Below are 20242 nucleotides of genomic sequence, written 5' to 3'. Positions count from 1 at the left end.
CGCATGGCCGATAGCGAAGAGACGGACAAGCAGACCGACGGCGTCGAGCTGAGCCCGGAGCAGAAGCGGCGCCGCCGGTCGCGGTCGATCGCGATCGCGGTGGTTCTCGCGATCCTGGTCGTCCTGTTTTACGTGATCACGATCTTCAAGATGGGCGGGAACGTTGTCGAACGGCCGCTTTGAGAGGGACGTCATGAGCGAGCGAACACGGAAATCCATGAACGGCAACGTGCGCGTCGCCGTCGTCTGCCTGGCCTTCGTGTGCGCCATGGTGGGTGCGGCCTATGCCGCCGTCCCGCTCTATCAGATCTTCTGCCAGGTGACCGGCTACGGCGGCACCACCTCGCTCGCCAGCGCGCAGCCTGTGGAGCCGATCGATCGCGAGGTTACCGTCCGCTTCGACGCGAACGTCCGGAAGGGGCTGCCCTGGACGTTCAAGCCCGTCGAACGCTCCATTACGGCGCGCATGGGCGAGGTGGTCGAGGCGGAGTACATCATCGAGAACACCTCCGAGCGCGAGACCAACGCGACCGCGGTGTTCAACGTCACGCCGTTCGCGGCCGGACCGTATTTTTCCAAGCTCGACTGCTTCTGCTTCACCCAGCAGCCGCTCGGCCCGTCGGAAAAACGCCGGATCACGGTCACCTATTACGTGGATCCGGACATGGTCACAGACGACGAGGCCGGCGACGTGGGCACGATTACGCTCTCCTACACCTTCTATCCGGCGGATCCGCCGGATCAGTCCGCGGACGCGGGCGACCAGGACGCGACCGACGACGCCACGAGGCCGGTACGGTCGAAGTCATGACCCTGATCGGAGTTCGTATGGCCGCGCGGGATCGGGCCGGGAAACCGGTTTCCACTTTTCCGCAGACTGGTCTGGCGAAGCCGACAAAGCAGTTGTAGAAACGTTCGAATTCGAGACCCGAGAGCGGGACAAACAGGACGAAGGATCGGGACGAAGCGATGGCCGAGGCGCACCAGAAGAACCATGACTACCACCTCGTCGAGCCGAGCCCCTGGCCGTTTCTCGGGTCGATCGGCGCGTTCGTCACGGCGTTCGGTGCGGTCTGCCTGTTCCGCTGGCATCAGGGCGAGGAACTGACCGTCTTCGGTCTGAGCACCGAGGGCTGGGGCCTGTTCGTCATCGGTCTGCTGATCGTCCTCTACACCATGTACGGCTGGTGGTCGGACACGATCCGCGAATCGCTGGCGGGCGATCACACCCGGGTGGTGAAGCTCCACCTGCGCTACGGCATGATCCTGTTCATCGCCTCCGAGGCGATGTTCTTCGTGGCCTGGTTCTGGGCCTATTTCGATGCCTCGCTCTTCATCAACGCGCCGATCGAGTATCTCCGGCTGGAGCACACCGGTGGCGTCTGGCCGCCCGAGGGCATCGAGAGCTTCGATCCCTGGCATCTGCCGCTTCTCAACACGCTGATCCTGCTGACGTCGGGAACGACCGTCACCTGGGCGCACCATGCGCTGCTGCACGACGATCGCCAGAGCCTGAAGTTCGGCCTGCTGCTGACCGTGCTGCTCGGCCTGACGTTCACCTACGTGCAGTATCTGGAGTACAGCCACGCGGACTTCCCGTTCGCCGGCTCGATCTACGGTTCCACGTTCTTCATGGCGACGGGCTTCCACGGCTTCCACGTGATCGTCGGCACGATCTTCCTGATCGTCTGCCTGATCCGGGCCATGTCGGGCCACTGGACCAAGGAGCACCATTTCGGCTTCGAGGCGGCCGCCTGGTACTGGCACTTCGTCGACGTGGTCTGGCTGTTCCTGTTCGCCTGCATCTATGTCTGGGGCGCCTCGCCGCATACCGAAGAGGTGAGCAGCCTGCTAGGGTCCGGCGTGCTTCCGGTCTAGCTGGGCTAATCACGGATCAAGATTCGCAGCGGGCGCCGGTTTCACGATCGGCGCCCGTATCGTATCCGGGGGGCGGTCGGGAGACCGGAGGGCGGGTCGAGGTTTCGCGCCCGCAAAGCAGAGCCAGTCCGTTCCAACGTCTGTACGGGATCCCATGAGCGAAGACGCGAAACCCGAGCAGGCCGCGCCGAAACCGGCGTCCCGGAAACGCTCCTATCCGCCGCTGCCGGCGAGCCAGACAGGCCTTGCCGGACGCTGTCCGAGGTGCGGCGAGGGCAAGCTGTTCGATGGCTTTCTCTCGATCCGGGAGACGTGCGCGGTCTGCGGGCTGGATTTCCGCTTCATCGATTCCGGCGACGGCCCCGCCGTCTTCGTCATCCTGATCGTCGGGTTCCTGGTGGTCGGCCTGGCGCTTCTCATGGAAGTGCTCTGGCAACCGCCGATCTGGGTGCATCTGATCGTGCTGGCCCCTCTGACCATCGGCCTGTCGCTGGGGATCATCCGTCCGCTCAAGGGCATGCTGATCGCGCAGCAGTACCAGACCAGGGCGGCCGAGGGCCGTCTCGAGGACTGATCCCTTGGCCGCCGCTCCTTCGAGATCCGCACTGCGCAGCCTGCTCTGGCCGACGCTTGTCACCCTGATCGCCCTCGTCATCCTGATCGGGCTCGGCAACTGGCAGGTTCGCCGGCTGGCCTGGAAGGAAAGCCTGATCGCTGCCGCCGAGAGCCGCAGCGTGGCCGAGGCGGTGCCGGCGCCGGGCCCGGACGCCTGGCCCGCGCTCGACATGGACGACTGGATCTATCAGCGCGTCGAGGCGACGGGCCGCTATGGCGACGACGAGATTCACGTGTTCATGGCGCTGCCCGATCCGAACGGGCCGCTGGGCGGCCAGGGCTATCTGGTGTTCGCGCCCTTCACCACGACCGATGGCTGGACCCTGCTCGTCGACCGGGGCTTCGTGCCACTGGATCGCAAGGATCCCGAAACCCGGCCGGGGCCGCCGGAAGGGGAGGTCCGGATCGAAGGCCTGATGCGGCCGGGCGAGATGCCGGCGTTCTTCTCGCCGGATCCGGATCTGGACAAGAATGTCTGGCTGGTCCGCGAACTGGGCGCCATGGCGGAGGCGCTCGGGATGCGCCGGACGGCGCCCTACTACGTCTCGCTGGTGGCGTCCGAGACGCCTGAAGGCGGAGTGCCCCAGGCCGGCGAGACCCCGCTGACCTTCGCCAACAGCCATCTTCAGTATGCTGTGACGTGGTACGGCCTCGCCGTGGTTCTCGTCTTCGTCTACGGAACCTTCGCCTGGCGCAGGCTGCGCGATTGAACCGGGACTGGCGGCCAGACATGAAAAAGCCGGGGCAGAGCCCCGGCCTCTCGAATTTGCCGATCCGGCGGACCGGGATCAGGTGTTGGAGATTTCCAGACCAACGGCGTCGTAGAAGGTCAGGACGACGAAGTCGCCGGTCTTGATGTCCAGATCCTTCAGAAGGTCGGGCTGCTGAACCTTGACGGTCTGCTTCTCGCCGCTCGGCGCCTCGAAGGTGACGGTGCCGTCGCTGTGGCTGACGCCGAGAACCTTGGCGGTCAGGGCGACGTTGCGGGTCACCAGGCCGGACGGCATCTGCGAATCGCTGTCGTCGATGTCGACGTCCAGATCGTAGGTCACGCCGGCTTCGTCGGCCTTGCTCTTCTCGACGTCCAGGATCACGCCCTGCAGATGCTGGACGGTCAGGAACTGGTTCTCGCGAACCTGATCGAGCGGGAAGCTCTCCGGAACCGGAACGGCGTATTCGTTCTGGTTCGGGGTCTTCACGACCACCTGGCTTTCCATCTTGTTGGTGGTGACCACCTGGGCCTTGAAGCCGGTGAGCTGGGCGTCGCCGAAGGCGTCGACATAGGTCACGGTGTCGGTGGAATTCTGGGCAGCCACGGGGGAAAGGGCGACCACGGAGAGCGCGGCGGCGGCTGCCACGGCGCGGATCGGGGCAAACCAAGAGTGCATTCTCAGTCCTCCAAGAAGTGAGGGAAGGGGACGATCGGTCACGGCCTCATGCCGGCGCCGAAAACGTGTCCATCCTCACACAATGCCGTTGTGCGCTGGGCGTTCCAACGCATCCTCGGCCAGCGCGCTGATAGCACCCGCCACCGGTCGCCGCTATGGCAAAAACCGGGGGCTGCGTGCCGAAATCGACGTCCGCCCGTCTGCTGCCGTTCCTATTCCCCCGCGACGTCGGCCAGCAGGCTCGCCGCCACCGCGAAGCGGGAGACGGTGATGGTGTCGGTCTCGCCGAGCTGGGTCACCGTCTTCAGGGCGCGGTCCACCTGCTGGGCCCGCTCCGCGATCCAGTTCTCCACGGCGAGCGACGCATCTGCTTCGCCGCCGGCCGCGATCACCTGGCGGGTGATCTGGCGGTGCGCCTCGGCCAGCGTCCGGCGGGCCCGGTCCAGGGCAAGCCCGTCATAATAGTCGGTGACCGTCGCCTGGCGGGCCAGAGCTTCGATCCGGCCGATGCGGAACCGGCCGTCGATGGCGAAATAGGTCTCGGCCACCTTTTCCAGCGGGGCGCCGGTCGCCTCGGACACGACGATGATGTCCGGGATCGACGCACTCACCGGCAGGTGCGACAGCCGGTGGGCGAGATCCTCAGGCACGCCGGCATCGATCCAGGTCCGTGCGGTCTCATCGACCGACCCGGCGATATGCTCTGGCACGACCTTCTCCAGGTTCGGCTCCAGCGCCTGGAGACCGGCACGGAAGCGTTCGACCTCGACCTGGATTCCCTGTTCGAAGCGAACGTTGCGGATGAACCAGACCGTGGCGTCGAGGACCAGATCCTGCACCGCGGCGTACAGCTCGAGCTGGACGTCGCCGGGCACCCTCGTATCGAGCGCGTCGATTTCCCCGTTTAGCGCGGTGAGCTGCCAGGCGTCGCGGCAGGCGGCGAAGGCTTTTGCGATGCGGTCCACGTCGGCGCCGGTCTGATCGGCCATCCGGGTGACGAAGGTGGGCCCGCCGCGGTTGATCATGGAGTTGGCGAGAACGGTCGCTATGATCTCGCGCCGCAGCGGATGGCCTTCGACCTGATCCAGGAAATCCTCCTGCATCAGGGTCGGGAAATAGCGCCTGAGTTCGCGGCCGAGATAAGTGTCGTCGGGCACGGAACTGGACAGGAGCGCGTCGTAGAGGGTGATCTTGGCGTAGGCGAGCAGCACGCCGATTTCCGGCCGGCACAGACCCTCGCCCCTGCCCGCACGGGCACTGAGCTCGCGGTCCGGGGGCAGGGTTTCCAGCTCGCGGTCCAGCACTCCGCGCTGTTCGAGCACCTGCATGAGCCGGGACTGGAAGCCGATATCCTCGATGCCGAGCCGCTGGGTGAGCGAAATGCTGAGCGTCTGGAGGTAGTTGTTGCGCAGGACGATGGACGCGACCTCGTCGGTCATCGCCACCAGAACCTCGTTGCGCTTCTCCCGGTCGATCACGTTCTGGCTCTCGGCGCCGCGCAGCGCGATCTTGATGTTGACCTCGACGTCGGAGGTGTTCACCCCGGCCGAATTGTCGATCGCATCGGAGTTGCAGCGTCCGCCGCCCCGGGCGAAGGCGATGCGGGCCTTCTGGGTCACGCCCAGATTGGCGCCCTCGCCGATGACCTTGACCCTCAGTTCCTCGGCGGTGATGCGGATGGAATCGTTGGCACGGTCGCCCACGTCCAGATTGGTCTCGGACGCCGCACGGACATAGGTTCCGATGCCGCCGAACCAGAGCAGGTCCGACTCGGTGCGCAGGATCGCCCGGATGACCTCCAGCGGCGTCGCGCTCGACTTGTTGAGGCCGAGCAGCGCCTGTGCCTCGGGCGACAGCGGCACCGACTTCGCAGAGCGGGAGAACACGCCGCCGCCCTTCGAGATGAGCGAGGTGTCGTAGTCCTGCCAGCTGGTGCGCGGGGCGTCGAACAGGCGCTTGCGCTCGGTCCACGAGGTGTCCGGATCCGGATCCGGGTCGATGAAGATGTCGCGGTGGTCGAAGGCCGCGACCAGCCGGATCGCCTTCGACAGCAGCATGCCGTTGCCGAAGACGTCGCCCGACATGTCGCCGACGCCGATCACGGTGAACGGGGTCGTCTGGATGTCCACGTCCATTTCGCGGAAGTGGCGCTTCACGGCCTCCCAGGCGCCGCGGGCGGTGATGCCCATGGCCTTGTGGTCGTAGCCTTGGGAGCCGCCGGACGCGAAGGCGTCGCCGAGCCAGAATTCGCGGTTCTCGGCAATCGCGTTGGCGGTGTCGGAGAACGTGGCCGTGCCCTTGTCGGCGGCCACGACCAGGTACGGGTCGTCGCCGTCGTGGCGAACCACGTCGGTCGGCGGGACCGGTTTTCCCTCCACCAGATTGTCGGTGACGCTCAGGAGCGCGTTGATGAAGATCTTGTAGGCCTCGGTGCCTTCCGCGAACACCGCCTCGCGGCCGCCTGTGGCCGGGAGCTTCTTCGGCACGAAGCCGCCCTTGGCGCCGACGGGAACGATGACGGCGTTCTTCACCTGCTGGGCCTTCACCAGGCCGAGGATCTCGGTGCGGAAGTCCTGGGAGCGGTCGGACCAGCGAAGGCCGCCGCGGGCGACTTCGCCGAAGCGCAGGTGCACGCCTTCCACGCGCGGGCTGTAGACCCAGATCTCCCGGTAGGGGCGCGGCGCCGGCAGAATGTCGATCGCGCCGGGAAACAGCTTGAAGGCGAAGGTATCCGGCGGGGTCCCGTCCTTGTCCAGGCGGAAATAGTTGGTCCGCAGCATCGCGTAGATGATGGTGGTGAAGCGGCGGATGATGGTGTCGTCGTCGAGGTTGGTGACGGTGTCCAGCTCGGCGTCGATCTGCTCCTGCAGCCTTGCAGCCGCGAGCGAGCGGTCCTTGTCGGCGTCGCTCGGATCGAAGCGGACATGGAACAGGTCGACCAGCAGCTTGGCGACGACCGGGTAGCGGATCAGCGCCCCCCAGATATAATCCTGGGAATAGGGCACGTTGGCCTGCCGCAGATAGCGCGACAGCGCCCTGAGCATGGCGATGTCGCGCCAGCCGAGGCCGCTGGCCAGAAGCAGCGCGTTGAACCCGTCGCTTTCCGCCCGTTCCGTCCACACGGCCATGAACATCGCTTCCAGCGGCGAGGCCAGCACGTCGAGATCGATCGATCCGCCGCCGATCCGCGCCAGCGACATGTCGTGCACGTAAAGCCCGTGCTCGGTGCCGTGTTCGACCCGGAACGTACGCTCGTTGATCACCCGGAAGCCCATCGCCTCGATGATCGGAACGCGGTCGGACAGCGGGATCGGCGCCTCGTGGGCAAACAGCTTGAGCGAGGCCCGGTGCTCCGCGTCGCCGGACCGGCGGAAGAAGGAGATCGCCACCGGGCGGTCGTCGCTCATCCGGTCGATGATGGCAATGTCGGTGACGGCGGTCTCGGCGCTGTAGGTGGCCCGGTAGCCGCCGTCGAAAGCTTCGGCAAAACGTTCGCTCAGGCGCCGGGCGGTCGAAAGTCCGTGCCGGGCTGTCAGCGCCTCTTCCAGATCGTCGGTCCAGGTGCGGACAAGCTGGGCCACGCCGGCTTCCAGGGTCTCGCGGCTGGCCTGGGGCGTTTCGCCTTCGTAGCGGCCGATGATGTAGTGGATGCGGGCGAGCGGGCCTTCGGGGAAGCCGACATAGGTTGCCGACACGCGGCCGTCGAAGATGCGGGCCAGATAGGCGCCGATCTCGTCGGACTGCTCCGTGGTGTAGCGGTCGCTCGGGACGAAGACGAGCACGGAGACGAAGCGTTCGAACGCGTCGCTGCGGGCCAGGACACGGATGCGCGGCCGCTCGCCGAGCTCGAGGATGGCGGTCGCGAACTGGTACAGAAGGTCGGTGTCGATCTGGAAGAGCTCGTCGCGCGGATAGGATTCCAGCACGTTCAGAAGCGCCTTGCCGGAGTGGCTGTCCGCGGCGTAGCCGGCGCGGTCCAGAACGCTGTTCACCTTCTCCCGGACATAGGGAATGTTGCGCACCGAGCTGGTGTAGGCCCGCGACGAGAACAGGCCGACGAGCCGTGTTTCGCCGGACAACCGGCCGTCGTCCGCGTAGTTCTTGATGCCGATGAAATCGAGATGGACGTGGCGGTGGACCCGTGATCGGGCGTTTGCCTTGGTGACGATGAGAGGCGGCTCTCCGCGCAGAAATTCGCGGATCTCCGGCGTCATCACCACGAACTCTGTGCCGCGGCGCAGTACCCGGACCTCCGGGTCCCGCAACAGGCCAAGCCCGGATTGAAACACGGGCTCCAGTTCACCGGTGTCCACGTCGCCTTCGAGCCTGTACTCGCGCAGGCCCAGGAAGATGAATTCGTCGGCGACCAGCCACTCCAGGAACGACGTGGCCTTGGCGAGCTCCGAGGCCTCGATCGGCGGTTCGGAGGCCTTGTAGCGCTCGACGATGGCCTGCACCCGACCACGCATCTCCTGCCAGTCGGACACGGCGACGCGGACGTCCTTCAGGGTGTCGCGAAGGCGATGCAGCAGTTCCTCGCGCCGCTCCTGGCTTTCGATGCGGCGCACGTGGATGTGGATGAAGCTTTCGCGGTTGCCGGCCTCCCCGCCCGAAGCTTCGCCGACGAACGCCTGAAGCTGCCCCGTCTCGTCGCGGCTGCAGGCGAAGATGGGGTGGAGAACAAGCCGCACCTCGACGCCGAACTCGATGAGTTCGTCCATCAGGGAATCGAACAGGAACGGCATGTTGTCGTTGACGATGTCGATGACGGTGACGTCGCGCGTGGCCTGCGCCGTGGAGGGCAGGTCCGGTTCGGTGATCTCGATCGTGGCGGCACCGGGGGCGCGCTTCTGGAACAGGGTCCAGGCCCGGTCCGCGAGGGCGCAGAGCTCGGCATCATCGTAAACGACGATATCCTCCGCCGAACCGCGCGCGAAGAAGGCCTCTGCGAACCGTCTGCGCTGATCGTCGCTGTCGTCGCCGGCGAGCCTGGTCACGGCGGCGGCAATCCTTTCGGCCTTTTCGGCTTCGTAGCGATCGAGCATTTCGGCCTCCGAACGTTCCTCTCTGTCGTTGGTATCCGGCGCAGACGGCCGCGGCAACAACGCCGATACAACACGGTTCACGGAGTCCTGTTCGCCGGACGCGACCGGGATCGGCACCAATGCCTCTCCCATACCGTCTTGTTCCTTTTGATGACGCCGGCGGAGAAGGCCGGATCTTGGGAGACGCCGCTTTGCAACACCGCCGCCGGCATGCCTTGATGGGCTGATGACGCGACCGGCGCTCGCGGGCGGTTTCCGCAGGGATCGCGGGATCGCTTCGAGAGCCCGCGGAAGAGACAAACAAGGGAGGTGAGACGTGGCCAGGAAGACAAAGAGCGCCGACTTCGACAACCCGGTGATCGCGCTGTCGCTGGAGGCCGCTCCGCTCAGCGAGGCGACCGAGGCCTATTTCGCGAAGTGCGAGGAAAAGCTGGGCCTGGTGCCCAACGTGCTGAAGGCCTACGCCTTCGACGAGACCAAGCTGCGCGCCTTCACGGACATGTACAACGACCTGATGCTGGGCGACTCGGGTCTCTCGAAGCTCGATCGCGAGATGATCGCCGTGGTCGTGTCCAGCGCCAACCGCTGCTACTACTGCCAGGTGGCCCACGGGGCCGCCGTGCGGGAGCTGTCCGGCGATCCCGCACTCGGCGAGCTGATGGTAATGAACTACCGCGCCGCGCGCCTGACCAAGCGGCAAAGGGCTATGCTCGACTTCGCCTGGAAACTGACCGCTACGCCGTTCGATGTGGTCGACGAGGACCGCGACGGGCTGCGCAAGGCCGGCTTCAGTGATCGCGACATCTGGGACATCGCCTCGGTGATCGGCTTCTTCAACATGTCCAACCGGGTCGCGACGGCCACCGACATGCGGCCGAATTCGGATTACCACGCGCGCGGGCGCTGACACCGCGATCGAGGCAAACGAGACGGCGGGGGTTGCGGCGCGGCGGCGAGTGCGCAACACTTGCCGCGTTCCGAGGGGTGCTCCGTCAAGGAGCTGAGATGGTGCCGTCCGGGTACCGAACCCTTTGAACCTGATCCGGGTCATACCGGCGAAGGGACGGACACCACCGACCGCTCGTCATTCCCCGGATCTTCCGATTCCAACGACGTGGACGGTGGATCCAATGCGCTGTTTTTCCTTCTCGATCCCTTTCTCGGCCGGACCTGCGCGTCCGGAGCCCCGGCGGCCGTTTTGCGGTCCCTGCCGTCTTTCGGGTATGCGCCGGATCTGACGGGATGGTCGTCCTGCGCGCCCTGCTGGTGACGGCGGCGCTCCTTCTGCTCTGGGAGGGGGCGATCCGCCTGTTCGCGCTGCCGCCCTTCATCCTGCCGTCGCCGCTGGATGTGGCCGGCGCGTTCCAGACCCGGTCCGGCTATCTGTTCGAAAACGCGCTCGTGACCCTGAGCGAGATCCTGCTCGGGTTCGCGATCGGCGTCACCTGCGGCGTCACCACCGCGCTCACCATGAGCGCGTTCCCGCCGGCTCGCCGGCTTCTCCTGCCGGTGGTGATCGCCACCCAGGCGCTGCCGGTGTTCGCGATCGCGCCGCTTCTGGTGCTCTGGTTCGGCTACGGCATCGCGTCGAAGATCGTGATGGCGACGCTGATCATCTATTTCCCCGTCGCCTCGTCCTTCTATGACGGTCTGGCCCGGACCGATCCCGGACTGCTGGATCTGGCGCGTCTCAACCGCGCCAGCCGGCTGCAGACCCTCGCCCTGATCCGGGTGCCAGCCGCACTGCCGAGCCTCCTGTCCGGTCTCAAGGTCGCGGCCGCCGTCGCTCCGATCGGCGCCGTGGTCGGCGAGTGGGTCGGCTCCTCCGCCGGGCTCGGCTTCGTCATGCTGCACGCCAACGCGCGGCTCCAGTCCGATGTCCTGTTCGCAGCCCTCGTTCTGCTGGCGGCCATGGCGGTCGCCCTGCGGCTGGCGATGGATGCGCTCGCCCGCCGAATGGCGCCATGGGCGCCCGAAGCCCTCTAGCCAATCCGATGATCAGCCAACGAATGAAAGGGAGTTTTTCAATGTTGCGTTTGGCTTTCGCCTCGATCGTTGCCGTCCTGGCGCTGTCGGGCAGCGCCTCCGCCCAGGAGCAGCGGTTGACCGTGCTGCTCGACTGGTACCTCAATCCCGATCACGCCCCGCTCGTGGTCGCCGAGGAGCGGGGTTATTTCGCCGACGAAGGTCTCGCGGTCGAGCTCGTCACCCCGTCCGATCCGAGCGCGCCGCCCCGGCTCGTTGCCGCCGGCGAAGGCGACATTGCGGTCACCTACCAGCCCAGCCTCTATCAGCAGGCGGAGGAGGGGCTGCCGCTCGCGCGCATCGGCACGCTGGTGGCGACGCCCCTCAACACGCTCGTGGCGCTGGCGGACGGGCCGATCGAGCGGCTGGAGGACCTCAAGGGCAAGACCATCGGCTATTCGGTCGCCGGTTTCGAGGATGCGCTCCTGGCGGCGATGCTGGGCTCGGTGGGGATGAGCCTCGACGACGTGAACCTGGTCAATGTCAATTTCGCGCTGACCCCGTCGCTTTTGTCGAAGCGCGTCGACGCGGTGATCGGCGCCTACCGCAACATCGAACTGCCCCAGCTCGCACTGCAGGGTGCCGAGGGTCGGGCGTTCTATCCGGAAGAACACGGCGTGCCCGCCTATGACGAACTGGTCTTCGTCGCCGCCACCGACCGGCTGGACGATCCGGCGCTCAAGGCGTTTCTGCGGGCGATCGAGCGGGCGGTCATGTGGCAGACCAACCACCCGGAGGCGGCGCTGGAGCTGTTCGTGTCGGCCCACCCGGATCTGGACGACGAGCACAACCGTCTGGCCTTTGCCGAGACCATCCGGCGCTTTGCCCTGCGGCCTGCCGCGCTCGACACCGGCCGCTACGAGCGGTTCGCGTCCTTCATGAAGGAGCGGGGGCTGATCGAAGACGTGAAGCCGGTGGAGACCTATGCGGTGGAGCTCGACTGAGCTCCAGAGGGGCCGGCGCCCGGAGCGCCGGCCCGAAAAAACCGGCCGGCGACCCGCTGTCGGGGGAACGAATTTGCGGCTAATGTGCGCCCGCGGGGCCAATGGGGGCAATTTGTTTCTCGCACGACGGTCTGATTGCGACACGGTTGCTCGATAAGACGGTCGGCGAAGCCCACATAGGCGGAGAACCAATCGAGGAGGTAAGAGCCATGGCATTGCTCATCGGCGATACGGCACCGGACTTTGAAGTCGATTCCACGGAAGGGCCGATCAAGTTCCACGACTATATCGACGGTTCGTGGGCGGTCCTGTTCTCGCATCCGGCCGACTTCACGCCGGTCTGCACGACGGAGCTGGGCTATACCGCGAAGCTGAAGTCGGACTTCGAGAAGCGCAACGTCAAGGTGATCGGCGTGTCTGTGGATCCGCTCGACGACCACAAGCGCTGGTCGGCCGACATCGAGGAGACCCAGGGCACCGCCCTGAACTTCCCGCTGATCGCCGATCCGGGCCGGGTCGTGGCGGACCTTTACGACATGATCCACCCGAACGCGGATTCCACGCTGACGGTGCGTTCGGTGTTCGTCATCGGGCCCGACAAGAAGATCAAGGCGAGCTTCGCCTATCCCGCCTCGACCGGGCGGAACTTCGACGAGATCCTGCGGCTGATCGATTCGCTGCAGCTCACCGCCAAGCACCAGGTTGCGACGCCGGTGAACTGGAAGAGCGGCGAGGACGTGATCATCGTGCCTTCGGTTTCCGACGAGGACGCCAAGAAGAAGTTCCCGGACGGCTGGAAGGCGGTGAAGCCGTATCTGCGTCTGGTGCCGCAGCCGCTGGACTGACGGGTGACGCGGAGCGTGACCGTTTCGAACTGATCAGTTCGACCGGGACGGGCTCATGCGGACCATCAGCTGAAACACACAAGCCCGCGGCCGGTCCGGTCGCGGGCTTCGTCGTGTAAGGGCCGTCTTCCGGCCGCGTCACCACTGGTGCGAGAAGCTGGCCAGAATGGTCCGCGTCGGCGTGGTGGACGTGAGATCCTCCACGGATGCCGAAACGCTCAGACCGCCCCCGAGCGCCTGCTCGGCGCGAAGGTTGGCGTGCCAGTCGCCGTCGTCGGCGGAGCGGATGCTCTCGGCCACAAGCGCGGTCCGGCTCGGCTTGAAGTCGAGGCGGAGGGCGTTGCTGGCTTCCCAGTCGGGCTGGTCGGTGTCGGGGTCCTGGCGCAGCGCATAGGTGTCGTTCAGGCTGGCTGCCAGGGCGGTGCCGATGGTCCAGGCGCGCGAACCGGTGACGCTGACGGTCTGGGTCGAGGTCTTCGGGTCGACCTGAACCTGAATGACCGTCGCATCCAGGCTCAGCGGGCGCCCGGATCCGGACAGGGTCAGACTGGTCCACACCGTTCCCGACGGCGGGGCGGCTGCGTCGCCGGGGTCCATGCTGGGGGCCGGCCGGCGGTCACGCTCGAAGGCCACGCTGGTCCCCACAGACGGGATCCACCACTGCGACGCGGTGGTTCCGACCGTCATGGAGTAGACGCGGTCGTCGTCGCTCGCCAGATCGACGGAAACCGGTCGGGCATCCTGAGCCTGGGCGGACCATGCGCCGCCCAGCGAAATCGCAAAGAGACAGGCTGCGAAGCCTGTGAGGGGAGACAGATACGCAGTACGCAACACGGCTGATAACCGACTGACAGCGGCGCGGCGCCTCCATCCGCACCTCATGACGCAAACTGATTTATTCAGGTGTTTGTTGCGCTGCACTATATCACCGGCGTCGGTCTCGCCGAAGCCGAACTTTTCATCAGCGCCATCGGGTCGGAACGTCGGCCCTTCCTGCGCCGTGCGACGGCAGATCGCCCCGCCGCCGTCATTGCCCAAAACGAAGGCAGGCAACCGGCGACCGGATCGTCGCCGGATGCGCTGTCATCCTTGCGCGGAGATCACATCCAGCCGGGCATGGCCGGCACGATCTCGATGTGGTCTTCAACGGATTTCACGCCGGCGGTGTTCTCCGCGATCACCCGCAGGGCATCGCGGATGCGCTCGTCGATCACCGCGCCCTTCAGCTCAACGACGCCTTCGGTGACGATCACTTCGATGGCCGATGTCGGCACCCAGCCGCGCCTGCGGATCTCCTCGACGATCTGGGTGCGGATTTCCAGATCGTCGGCGCTCGAGGCCGGCGCCCCCTCCGCCCGGCGGACCAGGGCGCGCAGGAAGTTGGATCGGGCGACGATGCCGGTCAGCTTGCCGTTCTCGACGACGGGAAGACGGCGGAAGCCGTGTTTCTCCATCAGCGCCACCAGGTCGGCCAGCGACATGTCCGGTCCGACCTGAACCACGTCGCGGCTCATCACGTCCTCGATGGTCCGGGCATTGGCACGCACGTACTGATCGGCCAGCGCCGACGCACTCATGACGAGTTCCATCCAGTGGGGATGGCCGGGCTCGGTGCCGAGTTCGGCGCGGCGGAGCAGGTCCTTCTCGGTGACCATCCCAACCAACTGTCCGCTCTCGTCCACCACCGGAAGGCCGCTGATATGGTGCTCCAGCATGAGCTGGGCTGCCTGGGCGATGGTGGTCTTCGGCGAAACCGTGGCGGCACCCACGGTCATGATATCCCCAACGTTCATCTCTAATACTCCCCTGACGACGGACCGGCCGCGCGGGACGGTATCCGCACAGATGGACCGACATTTCGTGTCATAACGGCAAATGGAGCAGTCGACACTTGCGCAACGTCAATGCGAGCGCGCGCAACAGTCGTCAACATCGGCCTGGAAACCAGGCCGACAGAGGGAGAGCGGGATGTCGGAGCGCCAATCGCACTTCAAGACCACCAATCCGTTTGCCGAGATGTTCGAGATGCCGATGCCGTTCGGCGAGCCATTCGGGGACGCGGGGCCGTTCAACTCGCTCTGGAAGCGGATGGCCGTTGACGTCCCGCTGACGGTCGCGGCCGAAACGATGCGGCTGGCGAGCCGGAGGCTCGAGGCTCAGGCGGAACTCTGCATCGACCTTGCCCGTTGCAGTTCCGTTGAGGATGCCATCCAGGCCCATTCCGCCTTCTTCGAGAAAGCGGCGGACGATTTCGGCAGCGCAACCGCGTCGGTGATTGCTCAGGCTCAGGCGGCTGCCGGGCAGAAGGCCTAGGCGCACAACCTGAAGCTTTTTCCGATCAGGTGCGAAGATCTGACCGGTACGAAATGGCTCAAGATTCAAGAGGTTGAGCGATTGCTTCCCAGTCAGATCGAGTCAATCTGAACGGGAAGTGCTTGAGGACATCGGGATCCGTAGAAACCCGTAAGACGTCATCCAGGGATGGGAATTCGGGGCGGCGGCGACTATGTCTGTCTCCAAATCGCCGCGGTGTGCGCGTTTAACTGGAATTCGGCCGGGTTCGACCGGTTTCTCACCGGCGAGGAGTGAAAGGCTGGGGCCGAATCGGTCCTCGTCGTAAAGATCTGCCGATTAAGCGTGGCCGGTTGGTCCGATGCCGCCGGAGTCGGCGTAACGTGCCGGCCCGCTGGCGGAAAGGGCAAGGACTTGGACGATATCGTGCGGCCGATACGGCCCGATGGACCTGGCGATCCGGACGATGCGGTCGCGACGGCTCCGCGTTCGCGTGAAAACGGGCGCGGGGGTCGCGTGCGCGAGGTCGTCCTGGTGGAGGATGACGAGTCCGTCCGTGAGTCCCTCGGCACGATACTGAAGCTGGACGGATTTCGTGTGGCCGAGTTCGATAGCGCGGAAGCGTTTCTCGCCCATGCGCGGATCGAGCCCGGAACGGTGCTGGTCTTCGATATCGATCTGCCCGGGATCAGCGGCCTCCAGGCCCTGGCTCGGTTGCGGGCAGCCGGCAACCGGGTCCCGGCGATCGTCGTCAGCGGGCGCGCGACCGATGAGATGCGGCGGGAAGCCAAACGGCTCGATGCGCGCGCTTTTCTCACCAAGCCGATCGACCTGGACCGGCTGATGGCCTCGCTCACTCAGCAGGCCTGACCGGGATGGCAAAGCCTTTTCCGTTCGGATGAGGAAGTCGGAACGGCGTGGCGCTATCTGGCGCGGTGCGCCGCGTCGGCATCCAGGAGGCCGTCGGCGACGAAGGACAGCCGGACGAGTTCCGACAGGCTCGAAGCCTGCAGCTTGTGCATGACGTTGGCGCGGTAGATTTCGACGGTGCGCGGGCTGATGCCCAGATTTTGCGCGATCACCTTGTTCGCGTGTCCGGCGACCAGGCCTTCCAGAACCTCCCGTTCGCGCACGGTGAGGGAAGACATCCGGCCGGCCACTTCCGCGCGGGTCTCCTCGCTGCGCCGGGCTTTTTCCCGGAAATCAAGGGCCGCCCGCACCGTCTCCACGATCCGGTCCGCGTCGAACGGTTTCTCGATGAAGTCAAAGGCGCCGGACTTGAGGGCCTCGACCGCGAGCGGAACGTCCGAATGCCCGGTTACGATGATAACCGGCACCACGCGGTCGATCTCGGACATCTTTCTGAGGAGGTCGATGCCCGTCATGCCCGGCATGCGGACATCGGTCACGACGCAGCCGAACTCGCCCTCGGATGACGCGTCCAGAAACGAGCCGGCGGACGGATGCACGGCCGTGCGCATCCCCGCCTGCTGCAACAGCATCGAAAGCGCGTCGCGCACGCTTTCGTCATCGTCGATGATATGGACGAGCCCCATTCTCCCCGCTCTGCGTCCGTGCCGGTGTCGTTATTCGCTGATCACTTAAGTGTTCATAGCATGTGTTCTCAAAAAGGCACGGCCAATGGTGTCGCGCCGGTACCCTCCCGCGCGTCTCCTTCACAGCTTCGTGTGATGCTTAGCCGGCTCCCGGGCGGCGGCTTTCGACCAGGCCGCGATTGAGCTATAATTATGGCTTCGCGAGGAGGACCGTGATGGCGTCCAGCAAGCGCAAGAGCGACGACGAACCGGTGGCTATGGGATCGGTTGCCGGCGGCGCGATGGCGGTCGGAGCCATGGCGCTGAGCGCGCTCGTGCTCGGCCGCCGCGCGCTCAAGTCGGCGCGCCAGAGCGGACGGATGGAACGGTTCGGCATTCCGCGACTGCCTGCCGACCCTGACCACGATGCGGGCGAACCGGACAACGCCGGTGGCAAGGCGCGCGCCAAGGATCGCTCTCCGGCCAACGACTAGAGCGTTTTCCGGCGGCTGGAGACTGTCTGTCCGAACAGGGCTTTCTCACGATCGAGGATCCGTCCGTTTTCTGCCCGCCGAATGGTCGTGGCGCCTGGTTCGGACGTTTTCCTTCCACTCAGCTTCCCACCAGATTGGCTGCAATATCCACCATCAGCGCCACGTTCACCGCTGAGAACAGGAACGACAGCACGCCGTGGAACGTCACCCATTTGCGGAAGGCGTGGCTGACGGTCACGACGTCGGAGACCTGGAAGGTCATGCCGGCGCAGATCGAGAAATACAGGAAATCCCAGTAGTCCGGCGGGCGCTTGCCCGGGAAGATCAGCCCGGGTTCGCCGCCTTCGTGGGCGGGCGGCTCCTCATAATAGAGGTGCGTGTAGCGGACAGCGAAGATGCACTGGATGGTGAACCATGTGACGAGCACGGTTCCTCCGCCGAGAAGCAGGTGCAGCGTTTCCATGAGCGGACCCTGGTTGCTCGCCACCCGGAGCACCCAGATCGTCGCCGCCACCGACGTGCCGGCTCCGACGATCAGAACGAGCGCAAAGCCGATCGGGCCGAGCGACGCGACCACGATCCGGTCGTGAAGCGACAAGGCGCTGAGCCGTCCCATCACGACCATGATCACCGCAATCTGGCAGAGAGCCGCGACGCTCCAGGCCACGGCGACCCTGGAGGCGAGGGTGAACGAGCCGGGCAGAAGGCCGAGCACGATCAGGCCGAGCGTGATGCTGACGACGTACCTGACCCAGTGAACATGCCGCGGGTTGTTGCGGATGAGGTGATCGATGGGTTTGCGCATCTCAACTCTTTCGCGTGTCTTTCGCGTGCGGGGGCCGCTGGGACGGACATCGGGCCGGTTCTTTCGTCCATGAGACGCTTCCGCACCTCTTCGGCTGTGTCAAACCACGGGCGCCGGCGGCGGCCGGATCGCTTTCTTCCGACAGCCTGGTCCGGGCAAGCGCATCCGGTCTGCCGGTGAAGCGCGGGCCATCAGCGGCAATGCCCCCGGGAAGGCCGTAGCCGGGCCGCAAGACGGCCGGGAGCGATGTGGGAAATTTCCCCGTCGGGAGGCGGCAACGCTTGCAACGACGGACTTCAACGTATAAAGATATCTTTATATCGCATTTTCCGGCCGCCGGCGGCGGTGCAGAAGGAGATCGTGGGAATGATCGTCGACAGTGTGATCGGTCTCGATCAGCTGGTCGCCGGCCTTAGGGCCGCAGGCGAGCCCACGCGCCTGCGCATTCTGGCGCTGCTGGCCGGGGCCGACCTGACGGTCAAGGATCTGACGACGATCCTCGGTCAGAGTCAGCCGCGCATCTCGCGGCATCTCAAGCTCCTGACCGATGCCGGTCTGATCGTCCGGGCTCCGGAAGGGGCCTGGGCCTACTACCGTCTGACGGAAGTGGATTCCGGCTCGCGTCTGGCCGATCAGCTGCTCCTGCAGCTGGATCCGTCCGACCCGGTTCTGGCGCGCGACAGGGAGCGCCTTGCGGCGGTCCAGCGCGCCCACGCCGAAGCGGCCGCAGCCTACTTTGCGGCGAACGCCCACGCGTGGGACGCGATCCGGACGCTGCACGTGCCGGAAGATGCCGTCGAAGCAGCGATGCGGCGCCTTGTGGGCGCCGTTCCGTTCCGCTCGATGCTCGATCTCGGCACCGGCACCGGCCGGATGCTGGAACTGTTTCAGGACCTCTACGAGCGCGGGCTCGGGGTCGACGCCAGCGCCGCCATGCTTTCGGTGGCGCGGATGAACCTGGCGAACGCGCAGATCCAACATGCGCGGGTCCGCCAGGGCGACATCTTCGCGCTCGCCATGCCGCAGGAGTCCTACGACCTCGTGACGCTGCACCAGGTCCTTCACTACCTGGAGGATCCGGCGAGCGCGATCGAGGAAGCGGCACGCGTTTTGCGGCCCGGCGGGCGATTGCTCGTGGTCGACTTCGCGCCGCACGACCTGGAGTTCCTGCGCTCCGAGCACGCCCATCGACGGCTCGGCTTCTCGCATGACCAGGTGTCCGCCTGGCTTGCCCAGGCCGGGCTCGAGACAATGGTGGTGGAGGATCTGTCTCCCGAACGGGCCTCTCCCGCCGACCTGACTGTAACCCTTTGGCTCGGTCGCGACACGCGCTTGCAGACCGCCGACGCCGAAACAACCGAAAGACTGGAGACCACCGGATGACCGAGACCGATCTCAGCCACCCCAAGGCCGGCCAGCCTAAGATTTCCGCCTCCTTCGAGTTCTTCCCGCCGAAGAACGCGCAGATGGAGGAGACTCTGTGGGCGTCGATCCAGCGGCTTGAACCCTTGAACCCGCGCTTCGTGTCGGTGACCTACGGTGCCGGTGGATCGACCCGCGAGCGGACCCACCGGACGGTGAAACGCATCATCGACGAGACCTCGCTCAAGCCGGCGGCGCATCTGACCTGCGTCGGTGCGACCCGGGAAGAGGTGGACGAGGTGATCCAGGACTACTGGAACGCCGGCATCCGCCACATCGTCGCGCTGCGCGGTGATCCGCCGGCCGGCGCCGGCACCGCCTACGAGCCCCATCCGGGCGGCTATGCCAACGGCGCCGAGCTGACCGCCGGAATCCGCCGCCTGGCCGATTTCGAGGTGTCCGTCTCCGCCTATCCGGAGCGCCATCCCGACAGCGTCGACTGGGACGAGGATATCGACAACCTGAAGCGCAAGGCCGACGCCGGTGCCGCCCGGGCGATCACCCAGTTCTTCTTCGACAACGATCTGTTCGAAGCCTACATGGAGCGGGTCGCCAAAGCCGGCGTGACGCTTCCGGTCATTCCGGGCATCCTGCCGGTGCACAGCTTCCCGCAGGTCGCCCGCTTCGCCGGCTCCTGCGGGGCGTCGATCCCCGACACGCTGGAGCACCGGTTCGAGGGGCTCGAGGACGATCCCGACACGCGCCGTCTGGTCGCTGCCGCCGTGGCCGCCGAGCAGGTGCTGGATCTGGAGCAGCGCGGGTTCACCGACTTCCACTTCTACACGATGAACCGAGCGGAGCTCGTCTACGCCCTGTGCCACCTTCTCGGCATGCGCGGCGAGGAGCCCGTTTCGGAGGCCGCCTGAGCCGCCTCCCGCAAGGGAGCCGACCAGTCGCAGACCAGACAATGACAGAGCCGGCTGCGCACGTCCGTGCGCGGCCGGGTTCAACACG

At 65.9% G+C, this 20242-nt stretch carries 20 protein-coding genes and 1 riboswitch; of the genes, 14 read left to right on the top strand and 6 right to left on the bottom strand.

The features are described from left to right. Nucleotides 1–3: 3 nt before the first annotated feature. The 5 genes from J2S73_RS15845 to J2S73_RS15825 all read left to right on the top strand — a co-directional run bounded on the left by J2S73_RS15845 (nt 4) and on the right by J2S73_RS15825 (nt 3203). Complete coding sequence (locus J2S73_RS15845) at nt 4–183, top strand: cytochrome c oxidase system small membrane protein (RefSeq protein ID WP_306886594.1); 180 nt, start codon at nt 4–6, stop codon at nt 181–183. Nucleotides 184–193: 10 nt separating this feature from the next. Next, nucleotides 194–811 carry a cytochrome c oxidase assembly protein gene (locus J2S73_RS15840; RefSeq protein ID WP_306886593.1) on the top strand — a complete coding sequence of 206 codons (618 nt, stop codon included), beginning with the start codon at nt 194–196 and terminating at the stop codon, nt 809–811. Between the two features lie 158 nt (nt 812–969). Further along, entirely contained in the window at nt 970–1878 is a 909-nt protein-coding gene (locus tag J2S73_RS15835) for a cytochrome c oxidase subunit 3 (protein ID WP_306886592.1), read from the top strand. A 154-nt stretch (nt 1879–2032) separates the two neighbouring features. Further along, nucleotides 2033–2452, top strand: coding sequence for a DUF983 domain-containing protein (locus J2S73_RS15830; RefSeq protein ID WP_306886591.1), 420 nt, complete (start codon nt 2033–2035; stop codon nt 2450–2452). Between the two features lie 4 nt (nt 2453–2456). Continuing rightward, nucleotides 2457–3203 (top strand): SURF1 family protein, encoded by a 747-nt coding sequence (locus J2S73_RS15825; protein WP_306886589.1) that lies wholly within the window; start codon nt 2457–2459, stop codon nt 3201–3203. A 78-nt stretch (nt 3204–3281) separates the two neighbouring features. On the opposite strand, the gene J2S73_RS15820 is transcribed toward J2S73_RS15825, so the two are convergent. Next, nucleotides 3282–3881: a hypothetical protein gene (locus J2S73_RS15820; protein WP_306886588.1), complete on the bottom strand. Its 600-nt coding sequence runs from the start codon at nt 3879–3881 to the stop codon at nt 3282–3284. A gap of 212 nt (nt 3882–4093) precedes the next feature. Next, nucleotides 4094–8926, bottom strand: coding sequence for an NAD-glutamate dehydrogenase (locus tag J2S73_RS15815; protein WP_306886587.1), 4833 nt, complete (start codon nt 8924–8926; stop codon nt 4094–4096). A gap of 355 nt (nt 8927–9281) precedes the next feature. On the opposite strand from J2S73_RS15815, the gene J2S73_RS15810 reads away from it, so the two are divergent. From J2S73_RS15810 to J2S73_RS15795, 4 genes are all read left to right on the top strand, one after another. After that, nucleotides 9282–9833, top strand: a complete 552-nt coding sequence (locus J2S73_RS15810; RefSeq protein ID WP_306886816.1) for a peroxidase-related enzyme — start codon at nt 9282–9284, stop codon at nt 9831–9833. A 63-nt stretch (nt 9834–9896) separates the two neighbouring features. Further along, a riboswitch (TPP riboswitch) is annotated at nt 9897–10007 on the top strand. Nucleotides 10008–10168: 161 nt separating this feature from the next. Beyond that, a complete protein-coding gene (locus tag J2S73_RS15805; protein ID WP_306886586.1) occupies nt 10169–10912 on the top strand; it encodes an ABC transporter permease in 744 nt (247 codons plus the stop codon). Nucleotides 10913–10953: 41 nt separating this feature from the next. Beyond that, nucleotides 10954–11895 (top strand): ABC transporter substrate-binding protein, encoded by a 942-nt coding sequence (locus J2S73_RS15800; RefSeq protein ID WP_306886585.1) that lies wholly within the window; start codon nt 10954–10956, stop codon nt 11893–11895. Nucleotides 11896–12104: 209 nt separating this feature from the next. Next, nucleotides 12105–12740, top strand: coding sequence for a peroxiredoxin (locus tag J2S73_RS15795; protein WP_306886584.1), 636 nt, complete (start codon nt 12105–12107; stop codon nt 12738–12740). 138 nt (nt 12741–12878) lie between these two features. Here J2S73_RS15795 and J2S73_RS15790 read toward each other — a convergent pair whose 3' ends face one another. After that, nucleotides 12879–13574, bottom strand: coding sequence for a hypothetical protein (locus J2S73_RS15790; protein WP_306886583.1), 696 nt, complete (start codon nt 13572–13574; stop codon nt 12879–12881). A 266-nt stretch (nt 13575–13840) separates the two neighbouring features. Further along, nucleotides 13841–14533 carry a CBS domain-containing protein gene (locus tag J2S73_RS15785; protein ID WP_306886582.1) on the bottom strand — a complete coding sequence of 231 codons (693 nt, stop codon included), beginning with the start codon at nt 14531–14533 and terminating at the stop codon, nt 13841–13843. A 175-nt stretch (nt 14534–14708) separates the two neighbouring features. On the opposite strand from J2S73_RS15785, the gene J2S73_RS15780 reads away from it, so the two are divergent. Beyond that, nucleotides 14709–15053, top strand: coding sequence for a hypothetical protein (locus J2S73_RS15780; protein ID WP_306886581.1), 345 nt, complete (start codon nt 14709–14711; stop codon nt 15051–15053). A 495-nt stretch (nt 15054–15548) separates the two neighbouring features. Further along, nucleotides 15549–15902, top strand: a complete 354-nt coding sequence (locus tag J2S73_RS15775; protein ID WP_306886580.1) for a response regulator transcription factor — start codon at nt 15549–15551, stop codon at nt 15900–15902. Between the two features lie 53 nt (nt 15903–15955). Here J2S73_RS15775 and fixJ read toward each other — a convergent pair whose 3' ends face one another. Further along, nucleotides 15956–16588, bottom strand: coding sequence for a response regulator FixJ (gene fixJ, locus J2S73_RS15770; RefSeq protein WP_306886579.1), 633 nt, complete (start codon nt 16586–16588; stop codon nt 15956–15958). Nucleotides 16589–16803: 215 nt separating this feature from the next. Here fixJ and J2S73_RS15765 point away from each other — a divergent pair, with 215 nt between their 5' ends. Further along, nucleotides 16804–17061, top strand: a complete 258-nt coding sequence (locus tag J2S73_RS15765; RefSeq protein WP_306886578.1) for a hypothetical protein — start codon at nt 16804–16806, stop codon at nt 17059–17061. 118 nt (nt 17062–17179) lie between these two features. On the opposite strand, the gene J2S73_RS15760 is transcribed toward J2S73_RS15765, so the two are convergent. Then, a complete protein-coding gene (locus tag J2S73_RS15760; protein ID WP_306886577.1) occupies nt 17180–17866 on the bottom strand; it encodes a DUF1345 domain-containing protein in 687 nt (228 codons plus the stop codon). Nucleotides 17867–18232: 366 nt separating this feature from the next. Between J2S73_RS15760 and J2S73_RS15755 the strand changes: the two genes are divergently transcribed. Both J2S73_RS15755 and metF read left to right on the top strand, forming a co-directional pair. Continuing rightward, nucleotides 18233–19249 carry an ArsR/SmtB family transcription factor gene (locus J2S73_RS15755; protein ID WP_306886576.1) on the top strand — a complete coding sequence of 339 codons (1017 nt, stop codon included), beginning with the start codon at nt 18233–18235 and terminating at the stop codon, nt 19247–19249. Further along, nucleotides 19246–20154: a methylenetetrahydrofolate reductase [NAD(P)H] gene (metF, locus tag J2S73_RS15750; RefSeq protein WP_306886575.1), complete on the top strand. Its 909-nt coding sequence runs from the start codon at nt 19246–19248 to the stop codon at nt 20152–20154. The genes J2S73_RS15755 and metF overlap by 4 nt, the downstream gene beginning before the upstream one ends. The last annotated feature ends 88 nt before the right edge of the window (nt 20155–20242 follow it).

It is taken from the genome of Amorphus orientalis, from assembly GCF_030814015.1.
GTDB classification, from domain to species: domain Bacteria; phylum Pseudomonadota; class Alphaproteobacteria; order Rhizobiales; family Amorphaceae; genus Amorphus; species Amorphus orientalis.
This window is presented reverse-complemented; position numbering and strand designations above follow the sequence as displayed.